The following is a 15942-nucleotide window of genomic DNA, read 5'->3' as shown; positions in this document are numbered from 1 at the left end:
TCCGATCGATCCGCATGAGCGATAAATCCAATACCGTCCAGGCCATCCAGTGGCAGGACGGCGTGTTGCGCCTGCTCGACCAGCGCCTGCTGCCGCTCGAAGAGCGCTACATCGACTGCCGCAACGCCGAGGACACTGCGACTGCGATCCACGAGATGGTGGTCCGCGGCGCACCGGCGATCGGTATCGCCGCAGCCTTCGGGCTGGTGCTCGCGGTCCGCGCCGACCCGACCCTGTTCGATGCCGCCGAAAAGGTGCTGGCCGAATCGCGGCCGACCGCCATCAACCTGCACTGGGCGCTGCGCCGCATGCGCGCGATCTGGGCGGCTTCATTCAATGCCGATGAGTTGGAAGCCGAAGCGGTCGCGATCTTCGAGGAAGACTTGGCCCAGAACCTGAAGATGGCCGAGTTCGGTGCGGCGCTGATCGCGCCCGGCTCGAAGGTGTTGACCCACTGCAACACCGGCGCGCTGGCCACCGGCGGCCACGGCACCGCGCTCGGCGTGATCCGTACGGCCTGGGCACAAGGCCGCATCACGCAGGTCTACAACACCGAAACCCGCCCTTGGCTGCAGGGCGCACGGCTGACCGCCTGGGAGCTGATGCGCGAAGGCATTCCTGGCAAGCTCATCGCCGATGGCGCCGTCGCCCATCTGATGTCGACGACCAAGATCGACTGGGTGATCGTCGGCGCCGATCGCATCGCCGCCAACGGCGACACCGCGAACAAGATCGGCACCCACATGCTCGCCGTCGTCGCCCGGCATTACGGCGCCAAGTTCATGGTGGTGGCGCCGAGCGGCACCTTCGACCTGAGCATGGCCGATGGCAGCGGCATCCCGATCGAGGAACGCACCGCCAGGGAGCTGACCGAGTTCAAGGGCTCGCAGATCGCACCGACCGGCATGCAGGCTTTCAACCCGGTGTTCGACGTGACGCCGGCCAGCCTGATCGACGCGGTCGTGTGCGAGCGTGGCGTGGTGACGCCGCCGACGACGGCGGCCATCGGAGCCATGCTCGGATGATCTACCAGCTCGAAAACCGCGTTCCGCAACTGGCGGAGAGCGCCTGGATCGCCGACAACGCCGTGGTCATCGGTTCGGTGGTGATGGAGGCCGGCAGCAGCGTCTGGTTCAACTGCGTGGTCCGCGGCGACAACGATCTGATCACCATCGGCGAGAACAGCAACGTGCAGGACGGCTCGGTGCTGCATACCGACACCGGCTTCAAGCTGACCATCGGCCGCGACTGCACGATCGGCCATCAGGTGATGCTGCACGGCTGCACGATCGGCGAAGGCACGCTGATCGGCATCCAGAGCATCGTGCTGAACGGTGCGGTGATCGGCAGGAACTCGATCGTCGGCGCCGGCAGCGTGGTGCCGGAAGGCAAGACTTACCCGGACAACGTGCTGATCCTCGGCAGCCCGGCGGTGGTCAAGCGCGAGCTGTCACCGGCCGAGTACGGCCGCATGCGTCACGGCGCCACGCACTACGTGCAGAACGCGCGCCGCTATCGCGATCACCTGAAGCCGTTCGTGCGCTGATGGCTGGGTTTCGATCAGTTCTGCAGGTTCTGGCGTTCGCTCTGAGCTTGATCAGCGGCGCAGCGTCGGCTGATGCGCCGCTGTCCAGTGCCGATCAGGCGAGCTTCGATGCAATCGTTGCCGACCTCGCGCCAACGGCTGGCAGCACACGCTGGACGGCGCTACTGCAAGCTACCGCGACCCATCCGAAGCTGGTTGGTGCGCGCTACGAATCGGCGCCGCTGGACCGTGATGCGAAAGGAACGAGTGAGCCGCTGCGCGCTGGCTTCGATGGCTTCGACTGCGTCACCTATGTCGAAACCGTGCTGGCTCTGGCAAGGACCATCGCGCAAGACAAGCCGACCGCTGCCGGCTATGCCGACGAGCTGAGCAGGCTGCGTTATCGCAATGGCGAGCCCGGCTTCTGCGCGCGCCAGCATTACTTCAGCGACTGGGCCGAGCTGCAGGCCAATGCCGGGGTGCTCGACGAAGTCACCACCAGCATCGCCGGCGATGCCGCCAATCTGGCGACCATCCGTCTGACCCACGGCTTCGACTACCTGAGCCGCAATGCCAACAAGACTGCCGCGCTGATCGGTGCGCCGGAGCGTCTGGCCTGCGTGCTCGCGCAGGAAAAGAGTTTGTCGGATCGCGATGACGGCACGCCGTACATCCGCGCCACCAGCCTGGCAAAGATCGCCGATGGCCTTCAGCCCGGCGACATCATTGCCTGGGTGGCCGATGTGCCGGGCCTCGACGTGATCCATGTCGGCCTGATAGTCGCCCGCCCGAATGGCCGTCTCGAACTGGCCCAGGCTTCGCAGCGCAACGGCGCGGTCGTGGTGTCGCCGGATCTGCTGCGCTACGCCAGCAGCCTTCGCCAGCAGCGCGGCGTGCGTGTGTTCCGGCCGCGCGATCCGCGTCGCTGAGCGTTTTGAAGGCTGGGCTCAGCGGCCCAGCGAATCGAACAGCGCGATGTATTCCTGGGTCACGCGATGCGTCGGGTCGAGATGGATCATCGGCTTGTGCAGCTCGTGCGATTCCTTGACGCGCACCGATGACGACAGGCTGGCATCGAGCAGCGGCTGGCCCTCGGCCCTCAGTTCGGCGACCACGCGCTGCGGCAGCTTGGCGCGACTCTGGAACTGATTGACGATGATGCCTTCGATGCTCAGATCTTCGTTGTGGTCGGCGCGCAGTTCGTGGATGTTGTCGATCAGCGTGTACAGCGCCTGGCGCGAGAACTCGTCGCAGTCGAACGGGATCAACACGCGGTCCGCCGCGATCAGCGCCGAGCGGCTGTAGAAGTTCAGCGCTGGCGGCGTGTCGATGAACACCGCGTCGTAGCCTTTCAGCTTGTCCAGCGCTTGGTTGAGCTTCTGCACCTTCTGCTTGGCTTCGAGCTTCACCTGCAGATCGTCGAGCCGGGTACTGGCGGCCACCACGTCGAGATTCTCGAACGGCGAGTTGGTCGCGTAAGTCACGAACGGCGGCGACTGGATCGAAAAGCTCAGCGTCGCTTCGAAGAAATCGGCGATCGAGCGATCGGCAGTCTGGGCCAGCGGGCCGAGCAGGTACTGCGTCGAATTGCCCTGGGTATCGAGATCGATCACCAGCGTGCGCAGGCCGCGCGAGGCGGCGATCGCGGCGAGATTGCAGACGATGGTCGTCTTGCCGACGCCGCCTTTCTGGTTGAACACGACACGACGGATCATCGAAGGCCTCGAAAGCGTGGAAGCAGCGCAAGTGCGTGGCCCGATTATCGCCAGATTCGCAAGTTTTTGCCGCGTTGCAGCAAGCGAGCGGCGAGGCTGCTTGCATGAGGCTGGCGACTGCCGTCAGGATGCGCGCCCACCGGCCGGCAATGCCCGGCATCGCTGGCCGGTGCGGAAATCATCGATCACATCAACCGAGCAGGGGATTGCAGCATGCTGAAGCACAACAGCTACTTCGAAGGCGCCGTGCAGAGCGTCGGTTACCAGCGCAACGGCCTGCGCGGCTCGGTTGGCGTCATCGCCCCGGGCGAATACCACTTCGGTACCGAAGCGGCCGAGCGGATGACCGTGGTCAGCGGCCTGCTGCAGGCCAAGCTGCCGGGTGCCGACTGGGCCAATTTTCCGGCCGGCACCTACTTCGAAGTCGGTGCCAATTCGGGCTTCGATGTCCGCGCCGTCGGCGGCCCGGCCGCTTATCTGTGCGAGTACTTCGCGGCCTGATCAGATCAGATCGCCGTAGCTCTGGATCACCACCATCACCAGCTGGCTGCGCGAGCGCACGTCCAGCTTGTTGAACAGCTGCTGGAAAGTGGCCTTGATGGCGCTTTCGGAGCTGGCCAGCTGACGGGCGATCTGCTTGTTGGAATGCCCCTGAAGCAGGCCGCGCAGCACGGCGCGCTCGCGCTCGGTGAAGCTGACCCGATCCGGTGCGGCGCTGGCGGCGACGATCGACTGCAGATAGCGCTGCTCGATCAGCACCTGGCCGAGGGCCACGGCGTGAATGCTGGCCTTCAGCTCGTCCGGTGACACCTCCTTGCGGCAGATGCCCGACAAGCCAAGCCGGATCAATTCCAGCGCGTCACGTTCGGGCAGGCCGGCGGTGACCAGCAGCGCGGCACCGGCGCCGGGCGGGCGGCGGCGCATGAAATCCAGCGCCGTGTGCTCGCCGAGATCGTAGTCGACGATCACCACGTCCGGCCGCTGCTGCGCGATCTCGGCCAGCGCCGGTTCGAGCAGGCCGGATTGACCGACCACGACAAAGCGCGGATCGGCATCCAGCAGGCGCAACAGGCCTTCGCGGAACAGCATGTGATCGTCGAGCAGGTAGAGCCGGATCGGTGCGGACGCCTCAACCATGAGCGGCCTCGTTGACTGGCGCCAGCGGCAACAGCAGTTCGAAGCAGCAACCGCTGTCGCCCGGTACATGGCGAAGCTGGCCATCCTGATGGGTCATCAGCGCGCGCGAGATGTAGAGCCCCAGTCCGGAGCCGTTGGCGCCCGAGCGGAACGGCTGGAACAGATGCTCCGGCTGCGCGAGGCCGGGACCGGAATCGAGCACCCGAAGCACGGCGCGGCCGTCGTCGATATGGGCGCTGAGCTGCAGCAGGCGATGGCTCTGATCGGACACCGCGCGCAAGGCGTTCTGCGCCAGGTTCAGCAGCACCTGCAGCAGGGCGTGGCGGTCGGCGCGTACCGGCGGGAAATCCGGCGGCACCGCGATGTGCACTTCGCCCTCGATATCGGCCCAGTCCGGCGCGATGATCACTTCCAGCTCGGTCAGCAGGGCCTGCAGGCTGGTTTCGCTGACTGAAGGATGGGCCTGGCGGCGCAGATCGAATGACGCCAGTTCCAGCAACGCCTGGACCAGACTGCGCAGGGCAGCGAGGTCGGGATCGTCCTGCATCGCCGGATGGCGGGACAGGTTGGAGCTGACCACGCTGGCCGCCGAACACAGGTTGCGGATCTCGTGCGACACCGCGCCGGCCAGCAGCCGGTTGTACTTGTTCAGATCCTGGAAGTGGGCGTATTCGCGTTCGCGCACTTCATCGGAAACGTCGACCACGATCGCCGCCAGATGCCGCGTTTCACGCTGGCCGTAGACCGAGAACCAGATCGTCGTCGGAAACGAACTACCGTCGGCGCGCTGGCCCCAGGTCGAGGTCGAGGTGCGCATGCCATCGATGTTGGCACTGACCGACAACGCGTCATGCAGTACCGGCAGATAGCCGCGCACCGCTTCGCCGATCAGCGATTGGCCCGGCTCCAGATCGAGCATTTCGTGCGCGGCACGGTTGGCGGCGACGATGCGGCCGTCGCTGGCCACGGTGAGGATCGCCGCCGGGCTGCTCTCGGCCAGCAGCCGCAGCTGGCGTTCGGCACGGCGGCGCAGATGCTGCTCGGCACGCAGGCGCGCGTAATGGCCGAAGACCATGCGCCGCGTGCGACTGATCTCGGCCACCAGCAGGCCGCAGCCGGCGTAGGCGATGGTCGCCATGAAGAAGCGCAGTGATTGTTCGACCATCTGCTCGTTCATCACGAACAAGCCACGCAGCCCGGCGCAGGCGACCGCGGCCATGACGATATGGCGGCGGCTCAGCACCGTGGCCGCCAGCACCACCGGCAGGATGTAGAGCAAGCCCAGCGATACACCGAGGCGCGAATACCATTCGGCCATGACCAAGCCTGCAAGCATGGCCGCTGCTATCCAAAGGGTCGCGGCGTAGCCCAGTTTCACCACCTGGCCGCGTATTTCGAACGGCAATCTCAAACGCTCCATGCGATGACTCTTGGATAGGGTCTGTTGACATTACTTTGGTCGCTGCGTTGCCGGTCAAAAAGCCGCCGGGCGAGGCGCGAACCGCAGGCCATAGCCAACTATGGTCAAGGTTCGCAACGAAGTCCCGGCGGCTTTTTGGCCGCAACCCTTCTGGGCGGGATCGCCAATAAAGTTTACTGGGCCCATTGCTGCCTTACTCGTCGCGCCAATGGGTCGGCCATTGCCCGCTCCTTGTTCGTTGCACTGGGCAAAAACGACCTCCGCCGTAGAGACCAAAGCAATGGCAACAGACCCTAGTGGATTCAAGCTCAGATCGGCTTTGAATCACGAGGTTCCGAAACCTATCGAAAGATAGCTCCGCTGCATCTTCCGGCCGATTCAGAGCGGACAACGGATGCCGTTTCGATAGCAGACAGGCGAGCCGCCTCGGCCTGTAATGGCACCACGATTTCTTCGGGTGCACCCATGATTCTTCGAGACAGCATTCCTCTTCAGCGGCTCTGGCCGCGAACCTACAAGCGCCTGCTGGTGTTGGTGGCCTTCGACTGCGCAGTGGCGGCACTGTACGTGTTCGGCGACTGGCACTGGCTGTCGCTCGATGCGCTGCCGCTCGGCACGCTCGGTTCGGCGCTGACCATCTTCCTGGCCTTTCGCGCCAACGCGGCTTACGGCCGCTGGTGGGAAGCGCGCCAGCTCTGGGGCCAGCTGGTCAATACCTCGCGGGCGCTGTCCCGTCAGGTGCTGACCGCGCTCGATGTCGATGACTCCAACCCGCAGCAGGTTGACTTGCGCAACGACATCGTCGTGCATCAGATCGCCTTCGTTCATGCCTTGCGCTGCCATCTGCGCAAGCAGAATCCGTTTCCCGAACTGGCCGGCGTGCTCGGCCGTGCGCAGACCGATGCGTTGCGCGGCTACGGCAACGTTCCCAATGCGTTGACCCTGCGCATGGCCGAGCAGCTTCAGCAGGCGCGTGAGCTGGGCATGCTCGACAGCCTGCGCTGGAGCTCGCTCGACACCAGTCTGACCACGCTGGCCAACATCCAGGGCTCCTGCGAGCGGATCAAGAACACGCCGCTGCCGCGCCAGTTCAGTTCGCTGCCGCGGGTGCTGGTCGACGCTTATTGCTGGCTGGTGCCGCTGGCGCTGGTGTCCGGTCTGGGCATCTTCACGCCGGTCGCCTCGGCCCTGATCAGCTTCACCTTGATCGCCATCGATACCGCCAGCGGCGCGATCGAAGATCCGTTTGAAAACACCGTCAACGACACGCCGATGACCGCGCTGTCACGCGGTATCGAACTGACGCTCCGCGAAATGCTCGACCAGCGCAAGGCGCTGCCCGAAGTCCGCGCCATCGACGGCTTCGTCTACTGACGCCGCCTCTTTCCCATCCCCTCAATCCCCCCATCAAGTCTGCCCAGGAGCTGCCATGTCCCCCATGTCCCAGACCGCGAATCCGCATCTGATCTTCGCCACCAATTTTTCCGAGGCCTGCCACGCCGCCATTCCGATGGTGGCGCAATGGGTCGATTCGCTGCAGGCCAAGCTAACCTTGCTGCACGTCCATGGCCGCGGCGCGCAAGCGCAGGCATCACGCTCGCTGGATTCGTTCTTTGCCGAGTCCGCTCACTATCCGCACAGCGATCGGCAACTGCTCAGCGGCTCCACGGCAGCCGGCATCGCCGAGTTCTGCAGCCAGCATCCGGAGTCGATGCTGGTGATGCCGCCCAGCGTGCGCACCTATCTGCCGCGCCCGTTTCACAGTTCCTTGCGCACCGAGGTGCTGCGCCACGTCACCACACCGATGCTGACCATGCTGCCGGACACTTACGCGGTGCCCGAACTGCCGAAAACCGGCGGCCGCGTCGCCTGCTGGATCACCGGCGACGAAACGCGTCTGGACCACGTGCGTGAAGCCGCGTCCCTGGCACGTCAGCGCGACGCCGAACTGCATCTGCTGTTCGTGTTGCCCGAGGTCAGCGAAGGTCTGATGCTGGAAGCGCTGTACTCCGAGCGCCCGCTGGCCGAGCCTGCCGCGATCCAGCGTCTCGAAGATATCGCCGCTCGCGTGGGCGACGATGTGCGAGTTCGGGTCCAGATCGGCACCGGCCAGACCCAGCGCACCTTGGCGAAGCTGCTGCGGCAGAGCCGGGCCCAGACCCTGGTGGTCGATCGCGATACGGCAGTGCGCAAGCGCCTGCTGCTCTCCTCGTTCACCTCGGCACTGCGTGAGAGCCCCTGCCTGCTGATCTGCGTGCCGCCGCGCTTCAAGCAAGAGAACGATCTGCTGCCGCCGCCGAATGCTCGGTTGCCGCTGGAGAAGAAGCCGATTCAGCCAGGGCTCATCGTGGCGCGCCGCGAGATTGCTCAACCACGCCGCTCATGGCTGGCGGCTGACTGGTCGTCGGATTTCGTCCCTGCGTGAATTCGGTGCTATCGGCAAGACGCCCGCTGGGCGCTTGCCGGCGTTCTACTGCTGGCCTTCCTTGGCGTAGTGGAAGGCCAGCACCTGGGCGCTGCCGGGTACGATGTCCTGCCAGCGCTCCTCCTCGAAGCCGAGGATGACGACACCGCAAGTCGGCAGTTCGATGAACGGCAGCGGGCCGTCGACGAGCAGGCGGGCGACATCGGTGAAGCCCGGATTGTGGCCGAACATCAGCACCTGATCATCGGCCTCGTCCAGCGTGTTGATCAGGTGCAGCAAGGTGCCCGGTGTGGCGTCGTAGATGCGTTTCTCGATGCTGATCTGCGCTTCCGGCAGCTCGAAGGTTTCAGCGAACAACTGGGCCGTGGTCAGCGCCCGGACGGCAGGGCTGGCAATCATCCGGAACGGAGGTGTCAGCAGGCCTTGCAGCCGCAGCGCCATGATCGGCGCGTCACGTCGGCCGCGAGGATTCAGCGGGCGATCGAAATCGGCGAGCATCGGATAATCCCAGCTCGATTTGGCGTGGCGGATCAGGATCAGGCGTTTCATGGGCGCGGAGAGTACCGGAAGCGGATGACCGCTTTCGGAAACAGGAGTGAGGCTGCAGATGAATCGCAAATGGCTGCGTTACGGAGCGTATGCACTGGTGCCGGTGGCGCTGTACTTCGGCTATGTCGAAGTCCAGACCCGTCGCGGCATGGCAGCGATGGCGGCGACTGAACTGCAGTTTCGACCGCTGGCGGCAGCGCTGGTTCAAGCCAAGGCTGCGGGCAAACCGGTGCTGGCTGATTTCTCCGCGATCTGGTGCCCGACCTGCCGCCGCCTGCACACCGAGGTGTTCAGCGATCCCGCCGTCAAGGCTGCGATCAACGCCGGCTATGTGCTCAGCGGCATCGACTATGAATCCGCCGAAGCGCCGGCCTTCATGGCCAAATACGACGTCAGCAGCTTTCCGAGCCTGCTGGTGCTCGACGGCGATGGCGCCTTGCTGCGCAAGCTGCCGATCACTTTTGATCCCGCCGCGTTTGCCGCTGCCCTGAAGCATTAATTACGCAGATAGACATCGAAGCGGAGTTGCGTGCCTTCGAATCGCAACGAAGGTTCGACCCCGGCCAGTGGCGGCGCCTTCGACGGCCGCTTGACCACCACTCGATGACGCGCGGCCAGCAGTGCCGGCGCCAGCAGTTCGTCGGCATCGGCATCGCCACCGGTGAGATCACGCAGGATCTGCATTTCCTTCGACGGCAGCGCCGCCTTGCCATCGTCCGGGTACATCGGATCGAGATGGACGACGTCGAACGCCGCGCGATTCTCCGCCAGCGCCATGAACGCGCAAGCATCGGCTTCGATGATCGCGATGCGTTCGCCGATCGCCTGCGTCGCCGACGTGGCGAGCACGCGGGCGAGGGCGTCGCGGAGCAGCGCGCAGACTGTCGGATTGCGTTCGACCAGCGTCACGCGAGCGCCGAGTGCGGCCATCAGATAGGCATCGCGGCCCAGGCCGGCGGTGGCATCGAGCACATGCAGCAGGCCGTCTTCCGGCTTGCGCGGCTTGTGCAGGCCGATCGCCTTGCCAAGTGCCTGCTTGCGGCCGGCGCCGATGCGGCGGCTGACATCGGCGGTCAGCCAGTCGGCGTGGATCGCGCCGTATTGCGGGCGATGCAAGGCGCGCAGGCACAGATACTCGTTGCCGCGTTCGACTTGTGTTTCGAGCGCAAAAGCCCGCTCAAAAAAAGGACCCCGGGCCTCGCGGTCCGGGGTCTTCGTGCTCGGCGGCGGCCGATCAGCCAAGCTTCGAGGCGTCGAAGAAGCTTGTCATGCGCTGCGCCAGCATCATGTCGCCGTCGAGCTGCAGCTTGCCGGTCATGAACGCGGTCATGCCGTTCAGGTCGCCCTTCAGCAGCGAGACGAGATCGTCGTCGTCCATCGTCAGGGTGACATCGGCGTTGGCGGCCGTGCCCTGGTCGAGCGAGCAGCTGCCGCCCTTGATGGTCAGGTAGGCCGGCGACGAGATCGCGAACTGGACGACGGCATCGGTGCCGGCGGCGGCGCTGGCATCAAACGCGGCGGGGAGTTTCTTCAGGAAGTCGATGGCGCTCATGGGGGTGCTCCTTAAAGGGAGCCGCATCCTACTCGGGCCGCTGCCGTGATGTAAACAACTGTAAACATAATTACCGAACGTCCGGGCCGGGCGGCGTCATCATCATCGACTGGACCCGCGCGGCCGTCGTTGCCGACAGCAGCACCGGTGCGATCGAGCTGCGATACAGCCGTCCCTGCACGGTCATGCTTGCCGCAAGGCCTTCTGTCGTACGGTGATCGAGCACCACGTAGTCGATCCCCTCAGCCAGATCGCCGGCCAGCGCCTTGAATGCGCGGAACGCCGAACCCTTCGGCAGGCCAGCCGCTTCGTCGAGTTCACGCATCGAAAGCCAGCCGGAGTAATCACTCGTTCCGGTCATCGCGGGTTTGGCTCGGCGTTCGCGGGCTCGCGAGGCGACAGCAGGAGGAGGGCTTCGGTCATTCGGTTCGGGCTCGGAATGGCGGGATTCTACGAGCGATGCCGTCGCCGCGAGCGACCCCCGGAATCCTGAAAGCAAACGGCTAGCTGGCGCGCCATTTGCAGCCAAATGTGCCGCAGCGCTCAGGCCTTCACCGGCACCCGGTGTACGGCGAGGGGCCTAAGTCTTTATCCTTGTGCTTGATTAGTCCCGGTTTTTACCTGTTTTTCCGGAACTTTCACGGCGAATCTGGCCTCACAGCCAAGCTAGCGGTTCAAACGATCCGAGACACTGCAGCACCCGGAACGCTCCACCAGGCGTCCGGCTTCCAATCCGGCAAGCCAAGGCTGCGCCGCGACCTACAAGGAATCAGGATGGACCTGTCCAGCGCCGCCGCCCCGACGACGGAATCCGCAAGCCCCGCCGGCTCGCACAACCCATGGCGTTTCTGCGTGGCGCCGATGATGGATTGGACGGATCGGCACTGCCGGTTCTTCCATCGCCAGTTGACCCGTCACACCCGGATGTACACCGAGATGGTCACCACTGGCGCGCTGCGCCACGGCGACGTGCCGCGCCATCTGCGCTTCGACAAGGCCGAGCATCCGGTTGCTCTGCAGATCGGCGGCAGCGATGTGCCTTTGCTCGCCAATGCCGCCGAACTGGGCGCGGAATACGGTTACGACGAACTGAATCTGAACTGCGGCTGCCCGTCCGATCGTGTGCAGGACGGCGGTTTCGGCGCCTGCCTGATGATGGGCCCGAAGCAGGTCGCCGCCGGTGTGCTGGCGATGAAGAAGGCCAGCGGCCTTCCGGTGACGGTGAAGTGCCGCATCGGTGTCGACTACAGCGAGGACTACACCTTCCTGCGCGATTTCATCGAGCCGATCGCCGAAATCGGCTGTACGACCTTCATCGTACACGCCCGCAAGGCTTGGCTGAGCGGCCTGAGCCCGAAGGAAAACCGCGAGATTCCGCCGCTGCGTTACGACACGGTCTACCGTCTGAAGCAGGAATTCCCATCGCTGACCATCGTCATCAATGGCGGCATCCACACGATGGATGAATGCCTCGCCCATCTGAAGCAGGTGGATGGCGTGATGCTCGGCCGCGAGGTTTACGAAAATCCGTACCGGCTTGCCGAAGTCGATTCGAAGCTGTTTGGCGACACTCGGCCGGCGCCGACCCGAGTCGAAGTGGTCGATGCGATGTACGACTACATCCACGCCGAACTGGAAGCCGGCAACAGCCTGCCGCATATCACCCGGCACATGCTCGGCCTTTATCGCAACCAGCCGGGTGGCAAGCAGTTCCGGCGCGTGCTCAGCGAGCATGACGCCAGCCGCGAACCGGATTGGGACACCATCGAAGCGGCGCTTGCCGAAGTGGAACGGGCCGCAGCCAACGTCGGAAATCGCGCGGCCGCGTGAGTCGTTCGACTTTGCTGTTGTCGGACCTGCACCTGCCGAACACGCCGTCGCCACTCCGCGAACGCTTTCTAAGCTTTCTTGCCGGTCCGGCTCGCAAGGCAGAAGCGGTCTACATCCTCGGTGATCTGTTCGAGGTCTGGATCGGCGATGCCGAAGGTCTGGCCGATTACCGTCCGGAAGCCCAGGCACTGCGCGCGCTGCGCGATAGCGGCGTCCGGGTTTGCTACCAGCATGGCAATCGCGATTTCATGCTCGGCGCCGCGTTCGCGAAAGCGGCCGGGCTCGAACTGCTGGCCGATCCGATCATCGTCAAGCTGGCCGGCGAGCCGACCCTGCTGAGCCATGGCGACATCTGGTGCACAGACGATCTCCCGTATCAGCGCTGGCGCCGTTTCTCGCGCAACCCGGTGGCCCAGTTCGTCTACCGCCGTCTGCCGCGCGCCTGGCGTCAGAAAGTCGCGGGCCAGGCGCGGGGTGATGGCACGCGCAACAAGCCGGCGGCGATTCTCGACGTCAATGCTGATGCGATCCGCAACGCCTTCGCCGAGCATGGCGTGGCCCGGATCATCCACGGCCACACCCATCGGCCCACCGTGCATGTGCTGGATATCGACGGTCGCCAAGTCGAACGCCTGGTGCTGGCGGACTGGCGGCCGGAGCTTTGCGAGTACCTGCAGATTGACGACGCCGGCCTGATTCGCAAGACCGTGCCCGGCTGATTGCGGCGGCCCGGACGGCGGTCGATGTAAGCTCGAATCGAGCCCGAAACCGACACCCCGCCGATGCGCCACGCCCTGCTGCTTGCTCCTCTGTTCACCTTGCTGCTCGGTCTGTTCGGCGCGCCCGCGGCGACAGCCGCCGATCAGGCGCTCTGGGAGAAATCGACCCTCAACCAGATCATCAAGCGCGGCGAACTGAGAGTCGGCCTGGAAGCCGGCTACCTGCCGTTCGAGATGCGCGACAAGCGCGGCGAGATCATCGGCTTCGATGTCGATCTGGCCAAGCTGATGGCGCGCTACATGGGCGTCAAGGTCAGCTTCGTCAACACTCAGTGGGACGGCATCATCCCGGCGCTGCTCACCGACAAATTCGACATCCTGATGTCCGGCATGACCATCACGCCGGAGCGAAACCTGCAGGTGAACTTCGCGCGGCCCTACATCACCATCGGCCAGACCATCCTGCTGGCAAAGAAGCACGCGGACACGGTGAAGTCGGTCAAGGATCTCAACGATCCGAAATACGTGATCGCCACCAAGCTCGGCACCACTGGCGACATTGCGGCCAAGCGCTTCCTCGGCAAGGCCAAGCTGAAGACCTTCGAGACCGAAGCCGATGCCGCGCTGGAAGTACGCAATGGCCGCGCCGATGCCTTCGTTTATGACCTGCCGTTCAATGTCGTCTACATCGCGCAGTTCAAGGACTCACTGGTCCATCTGAAGGAGCCGTTCACCAAGGAGCCGCTGGGCTGGGCGGTGCGCAAGGGCGATCCGGATTTTCTGAACTGGCTGGATCATTTCCAGGATCAGATTCGGAATGATGGGAGTTATGACGCGCTTTATGGCAAGTGGTTTGAGGGGGTGGCTTGGTTGGCGAATGTGCAGGGAGGGTGAGGGCGCCTTGCTGTGCTAAGCGAAAAAACTGATTGAGCCTCCAAGCTGTTTTGCCTTTCCAGCGTTAATTTTGCTCGGGATATATATGGATAAATGCTTCGTTATGCAGCCGTTTGATGGTGGAGTCTTCGACAAAAGATACGAGGATGTATTCGCTATTGCCATCGCAGAAGCGGGCCTCGAAGCATACCGAGTAGATCAGGATCCTCAGGTTGCTATACCTATTGAGGATATCGAAAACGGAATTCGAGACGCGCGAATTTGCTTGGCTGATATCACTTTGGATAATCCAAATGTGTGGTTCGAACTGGGTTTCGCTTATTCCGCAGGTAAGAATGTCGTACTTGTCTGTTCCAATGAAAGAACAACGAAGTTTCCATTCGATGTTCAACACCGATCGATCATCAAGTACACGTCGGAGGCCCCGCGCGATTTTGAAGAACTAAAAAAATCAATTACTAATAAGCTGAAAGCGTTTTTACACCGTGAAGAATCGTTGCCAAAAGTGTCTGAAATGGCCCGCCTTGTCCAGATCGATGGGCTGAGTCAGCACGAAATAGTTGCTATCGCGTCGGTAGCAGAGAACCTAGAACATCCTCATGATTACGCCACGACTTACCAAATTAAGCGAGATATGGATCGAAGTGGATTTACTAAGATAGCCACTACAATTGCCCTTCGTGCACTAATTGACAAGGAATTTCTGGTGTACGAAAAATTCACGGATGAAAATGGCGACCCCTATTCGGCGTATTACTTCACCCCAAAGGGCTGGGCATGGGTAGTTAATAATCAGGACCGATTCCTGATGCGGAAGCCATAAGTCAGAGAAGAAGCAAAGTAATTGGCCTACGAGTAACAAGTAGCCCGAGTATGTGGGGAAAAGCAGCTTCATCGCGCATCTCGACGGATTTGATGCGGTTCATTTGATGTGCTTTCGGACTTGCTCGATCTGTTGTATTTGCTTGCTGATTTCACCGAACTATTCCGCGCTTTCGCGCGGGTAACTTTCCCTGACGCCCGAGGAGAGTGGCGCCCCGGCGCTGCGTCGGATCGCAAGTCCTTCTGATCGACCCCCGGCCCGGCCCAACATCGCGGCCGGGCGTTCAGATTCGCAGCGAGCAGTGCTCGCAAAGCGCGAATCTTCACCCTGCGCTTCTCGGCCACGTCGGGGCTTTTTGACGCGCTATCCTTGGCGCGGCAAAAAGGCTTCGGCTCCTGCCTCGCCCCCTGCGGGGCCTGTTCCGCCATGTCCTGCGATGCTCGGCGCTGCGTAAGGGGAAGACCGTCAAAAGCTCAAGCGGAAGCCGCGTCAACGGCCGAAATGTCAGTCCGGCGAAAGCCGGAATCCAGAGTCGGGGAGTTCGCGCGTGGTGCTCTGGATACCGGCTTTCGCCGGTATGACAACGGACTTAGTGATGGCAGTTTAAGAAATCACCGCTTTCCACTGAGTGGAAAACTTGCCATCAAGCCGATCCCTTTGGACTGCCCGAACTTCCAGTGGCCGAGCTTGAGTTTGCCGGGGGTGGGGTAGTCGACGTTCCAGACGATCGGTTGGGCTTTGGGGGAGACGGTGAGTTCGTCGGTGTTGGACGGTGATTCTGCGGTCAGCGTTCGATGCAGGGAGCGTTGCTCGGTGGCCGGGGTGGCAATGACGCTGTTTGCGGATTTTCCCCAGGGTTTCAGAGATTTGATTCCTTCCAGCATCGAGCTTGCGTGAACTGTGATGTTGTTCCCGGCTTTCGGCGCATGCGGCTTCGGCAGTTCGCGTGCTTCGGCGGGAGCGATGGCCAGAACGAGCAGGGCAGCGAGGATCTGGTGTTGGATGTTCAGCTTCGAGACTGCGATCTGGTAGGTCATTTCTGCGAGCTCCGGGTCCGGGAGAGCTGTGGAAGGGCTGGTCGACTAAACGCGAGAGCAAGCCTCGATCCCGGCCCGCTTTCAGCGCCTTGTCGATGCCGAATTCCGGTGTATTCCGTGCTCGTGCGGACAGTAGCGATGGATGCTGAATCCCGTCGCGAGGACATGCCCGGACGGTATTGCTGTCCGTCTCACTCGCAGACACTGTCCGGTGTCTGTCCGCGGACACTTTCGTCGAGTGCTCGACAATGCACTTTAATCAATGAAAACAGGGCAATAGGCCCGTTATCCAGGCCGGCACGGCGTTTGCGCTAAC

At 63.2% G+C, this 15942-nt stretch carries 19 protein-coding genes; 11 read left to right on the top strand and 8 right to left on the bottom strand.

The window, feature by feature from the left end; all coding sequences use genetic code 11:
- Positions 1-14: 14 nt before the first annotated feature.
- Genes mtnA through G513_RS0112650 form a run of 3 tightly spaced genes read left to right on the top strand, consistent with a single transcriptional unit; the run spans position 15 to position 2454 of the window.
- On the top strand, positions 15-1025 hold the full coding sequence (gene mtnA, locus G513_RS0112660) for an S-methyl-5-thioribose-1-phosphate isomerase (protein WP_022977216.1): 1011 nt from the start codon (positions 15-17) through the stop codon (positions 1023-1025).
- Complete coding sequence (locus G513_RS0112655; RefSeq protein WP_022977215.1) at positions 1022-1546, top strand: gamma carbonic anhydrase family protein; 525 nt, start codon at positions 1022-1024, stop codon at positions 1544-1546. The genes mtnA and G513_RS0112655 overlap by 4 nt, the downstream gene beginning before the upstream one ends.
- 47 nt (positions 1547-1593) lie before the next feature.
- Positions 1594-2454, top strand: coding sequence for an N-acetylmuramoyl-L-alanine amidase-like domain-containing protein (locus G513_RS0112650; RefSeq protein ID WP_169560635.1), 861 nt, complete (start codon positions 1594-1596; stop codon positions 2452-2454).
- An 18-nt stretch (positions 2455-2472) separates the two neighbouring features.
- Here G513_RS0112650 and G513_RS0112645 read toward each other — a convergent pair whose 3' ends face one another.
- The gene (locus G513_RS0112645) at positions 2473-3237 is read right to left on the bottom strand and encodes a ParA family protein (protein WP_028475486.1); all 765 of its coding nucleotides are present in this window, start codon (positions 3235-3237) and stop codon (positions 2473-2475) included.
- Positions 3238-3453: 216 nt separating this feature from the next.
- On the opposite strand from G513_RS0112645, the gene ppnP reads away from it, so the two are divergent.
- Positions 3454-3741 (top strand): pyrimidine/purine nucleoside phosphorylase, encoded by a 288-nt coding sequence (gene ppnP, locus G513_RS0112640; protein ID WP_022977212.1) that lies wholly within the window; start codon positions 3454-3456, stop codon positions 3739-3741.
- Here the strand turns inward: ppnP and G513_RS0112635 are convergent, their stop codons facing one another.
- Together G513_RS0112635 and G513_RS0112630 are read right to left on the bottom strand one after the other, a co-directional pair.
- Positions 3742-4377 carry a LuxR C-terminal-related transcriptional regulator gene (locus G513_RS0112635; RefSeq protein WP_022977211.1) on the bottom strand — a complete coding sequence of 212 codons (636 nt, stop codon included), beginning with the start codon at positions 4375-4377 and terminating at the stop codon, positions 3742-3744.
- On the bottom strand, positions 4370-5713 hold the full coding sequence (locus G513_RS0112630; RefSeq protein WP_245563110.1) for a sensor histidine kinase: 1344 nt from the start codon (positions 5711-5713) through the stop codon (positions 4370-4372). Before G513_RS0112630 ends, G513_RS0112635 begins: the two co-directional genes overlap by 8 nt.
- A gap of 549 nt (positions 5714-6262) precedes the next feature.
- Here G513_RS0112630 and G513_RS0112625 point away from each other — a divergent pair.
- Positions 6263-7171: a bestrophin family protein gene (locus tag G513_RS0112625; protein ID WP_022977209.1), complete on the top strand. Its 909-nt coding sequence runs from the start codon at positions 6263-6265 to the stop codon at positions 7169-7171.
- Between the two features lie 55 nt (positions 7172-7226).
- Positions 7227-8222 carry a universal stress protein gene (locus tag G513_RS22855; RefSeq protein WP_084711512.1) on the top strand — a complete coding sequence of 332 codons (996 nt, stop codon included), beginning with the start codon at positions 7227-7229 and terminating at the stop codon, positions 8220-8222.
- A gap of 45 nt (positions 8223-8267) precedes the next feature.
- Here G513_RS22855 and G513_RS0112615 read toward each other — a convergent pair whose 3' ends face one another.
- A complete protein-coding gene (locus G513_RS0112615) occupies positions 8268-8771 on the bottom strand; it encodes a SixA phosphatase family protein (protein ID WP_022977207.1) in 504 nt (167 codons plus the stop codon).
- A 58-nt stretch (positions 8772-8829) separates the two neighbouring features.
- Between G513_RS0112615 and G513_RS0112610 the strand changes: the two genes are divergently transcribed.
- Entirely contained in the window at positions 8830-9270 is a 441-nt protein-coding gene (locus tag G513_RS0112610; protein WP_022977206.1) for a thioredoxin family protein, read from the top strand.
- Here the strand turns inward: G513_RS0112610 and G513_RS22850 are convergent.
- The 3 genes from G513_RS22850 to G513_RS22845 form a co-directional block, all read right to left on the bottom strand.
- The gene (locus G513_RS22850) at positions 9267-10013 is read right to left on the bottom strand and encodes a class I SAM-dependent methyltransferase (protein WP_022977205.1); all 747 of its coding nucleotides are present in this window, start codon (positions 10011-10013) and stop codon (positions 9267-9269) included. The genes G513_RS0112610 and G513_RS22850 overlap by 4 nt on opposite strands.
- A complete protein-coding gene (locus G513_RS0112600) occupies positions 10006-10323 on the bottom strand; it encodes an SCP2 sterol-binding domain-containing protein (RefSeq protein WP_022977204.1) in 318 nt (105 codons plus the stop codon). Before G513_RS0112600 ends, G513_RS22850 begins: the two co-directional genes overlap by 8 nt.
- A 70-nt stretch (positions 10324-10393) precedes the next feature.
- A complete protein-coding gene (locus G513_RS22845) occupies positions 10394-10684 on the bottom strand; it encodes a hypothetical protein (protein WP_156891639.1) in 291 nt (96 codons plus the stop codon).
- 413 nt (positions 10685-11097) lie between these two features.
- On the opposite strand from G513_RS22845, the gene dusA reads away from it, so the two are divergent.
- The 4 genes from dusA to G513_RS0112575 all read left to right on the top strand — a co-directional run bounded on the left by dusA (position 11098) and on the right by G513_RS0112575 (position 14589).
- Entirely contained in the window at positions 11098-12153 is a 1056-nt protein-coding gene (dusA, locus tag G513_RS0112590) for a tRNA dihydrouridine(20/20a) synthase DusA (RefSeq protein ID WP_022977202.1), read from the top strand.
- Positions 12150-12872, top strand: coding sequence for a UDP-2,3-diacylglucosamine diphosphatase (locus G513_RS0112585; RefSeq protein WP_028475483.1), 723 nt, complete (start codon positions 12150-12152; stop codon positions 12870-12872). Before dusA ends, G513_RS0112585 begins: the two co-directional genes overlap by 4 nt.
- 63 nt (positions 12873-12935) lie before the next feature.
- On the top strand, positions 12936-13766 hold the full coding sequence (locus G513_RS0112580; RefSeq protein WP_022977200.1) for a transporter substrate-binding domain-containing protein: 831 nt from the start codon (positions 12936-12938) through the stop codon (positions 13764-13766).
- 103 nt (positions 13767-13869) lie between these two features.
- A complete protein-coding gene (locus G513_RS0112575) occupies positions 13870-14589 on the top strand; it encodes a TIR domain-containing protein (RefSeq protein WP_211219666.1) in 720 nt (239 codons plus the stop codon).
- 611 nt (positions 14590-15200) lie between these two features.
- Here G513_RS0112575 and G513_RS0112570 read toward each other — a convergent pair.
- A complete protein-coding gene (locus G513_RS0112570) occupies positions 15201-15626 on the bottom strand; it encodes a hypothetical protein (RefSeq protein ID WP_022977198.1) in 426 nt (141 codons plus the stop codon).
- Positions 15627-15942 lie beyond the last annotated feature (316 nt).

Source organism: Nevskia ramosa DSM 11499, assembly GCF_000420645.1.
GTDB classification, from domain to species: Bacteria; Pseudomonadota; Gammaproteobacteria; order Nevskiales; family Nevskiaceae; genus Nevskia; species Nevskia ramosa.
Note: the sequence above shows the minus strand (reverse complement) of the source record. Positions and strands in the feature narration are given on the sequence as shown.

Bases quoted from the DNA above. Each gene is read 5' to 3' on its own strand.
- G513_RS22845 (WP_156891639.1), bottom strand. From the start codon at position 10,684: ATGACCGGAACGAGTGATTACTCCGGCTGGCTTTCGATGCGTGAACTC.
- G513_RS0112580 (WP_022977200.1), top strand. From the start codon at position 12,936: ATGCGCCACGCCCTGCTGCTTGCTCCTCTGTTCACCTTGCTGCTCGGT.
- G513_RS0112575 (WP_211219666.1), top strand. From the start codon at position 13,870: ATGCAGCCGTTTGATGGTGGAGTCTTCGACAAAAGATACGAGGATGTA.
- G513_RS0112615 (WP_022977207.1), bottom strand. From the start codon at position 8,771: ATGAAACGCCTGATCCTGATCCGCCACGCCAAATCGAGCTGGGATTAT.
- G513_RS0112610 (WP_022977206.1), top strand. From the start codon at position 8,830: ATGAATCGCAAATGGCTGCGTTACGGAGCGTATGCACTGGTGCCGGTG.
- G513_RS0112600 (WP_022977204.1), bottom strand. From the start codon at position 10,323: ATGAGCGCCATCGACTTCCTGAAGAAACTCCCCGCCGCGTTTGATGCC.
- mtnA (WP_022977216.1), top strand. From the start codon at position 15: ATGAGCGATAAATCCAATACCGTCCAGGCCATCCAGTGGCAGGACGGC.
- dusA (WP_022977202.1), top strand. From the start codon at position 11,098: ATGGACCTGTCCAGCGCCGCCGCCCCGACGACGGAATCCGCAAGCCCC.
- G513_RS0112655 (WP_022977215.1), top strand. From the start codon at position 1,022: ATGATCTACCAGCTCGAAAACCGCGTTCCGCAACTGGCGGAGAGCGCC.
- G513_RS22855 (WP_084711512.1), top strand. From the start codon at position 7,227: ATGTCCCCCATGTCCCAGACCGCGAATCCGCATCTGATCTTCGCCACC.
- ppnP (WP_022977212.1), top strand. From the start codon at position 3,454: ATGCTGAAGCACAACAGCTACTTCGAAGGCGCCGTGCAGAGCGTCGGT.
- G513_RS0112625 (WP_022977209.1), top strand. From the start codon at position 6,263: ATGATTCTTCGAGACAGCATTCCTCTTCAGCGGCTCTGGCCGCGAACC.
- G513_RS0112570 (WP_022977198.1), bottom strand. From the start codon at position 15,626: ATGACCTACCAGATCGCAGTCTCGAAGCTGAACATCCAACACCAGATC.
- G513_RS0112635 (WP_022977211.1), bottom strand. From the start codon at position 4,377: ATGGTTGAGGCGTCCGCACCGATCCGGCTCTACCTGCTCGACGATCAC.
- G513_RS0112630 (WP_245563110.1), bottom strand. From the start codon at position 5,713: ATGCTTGCAGGCTTGGTCATGGCCGAATGGTATTCGCGCCTCGGTGTA.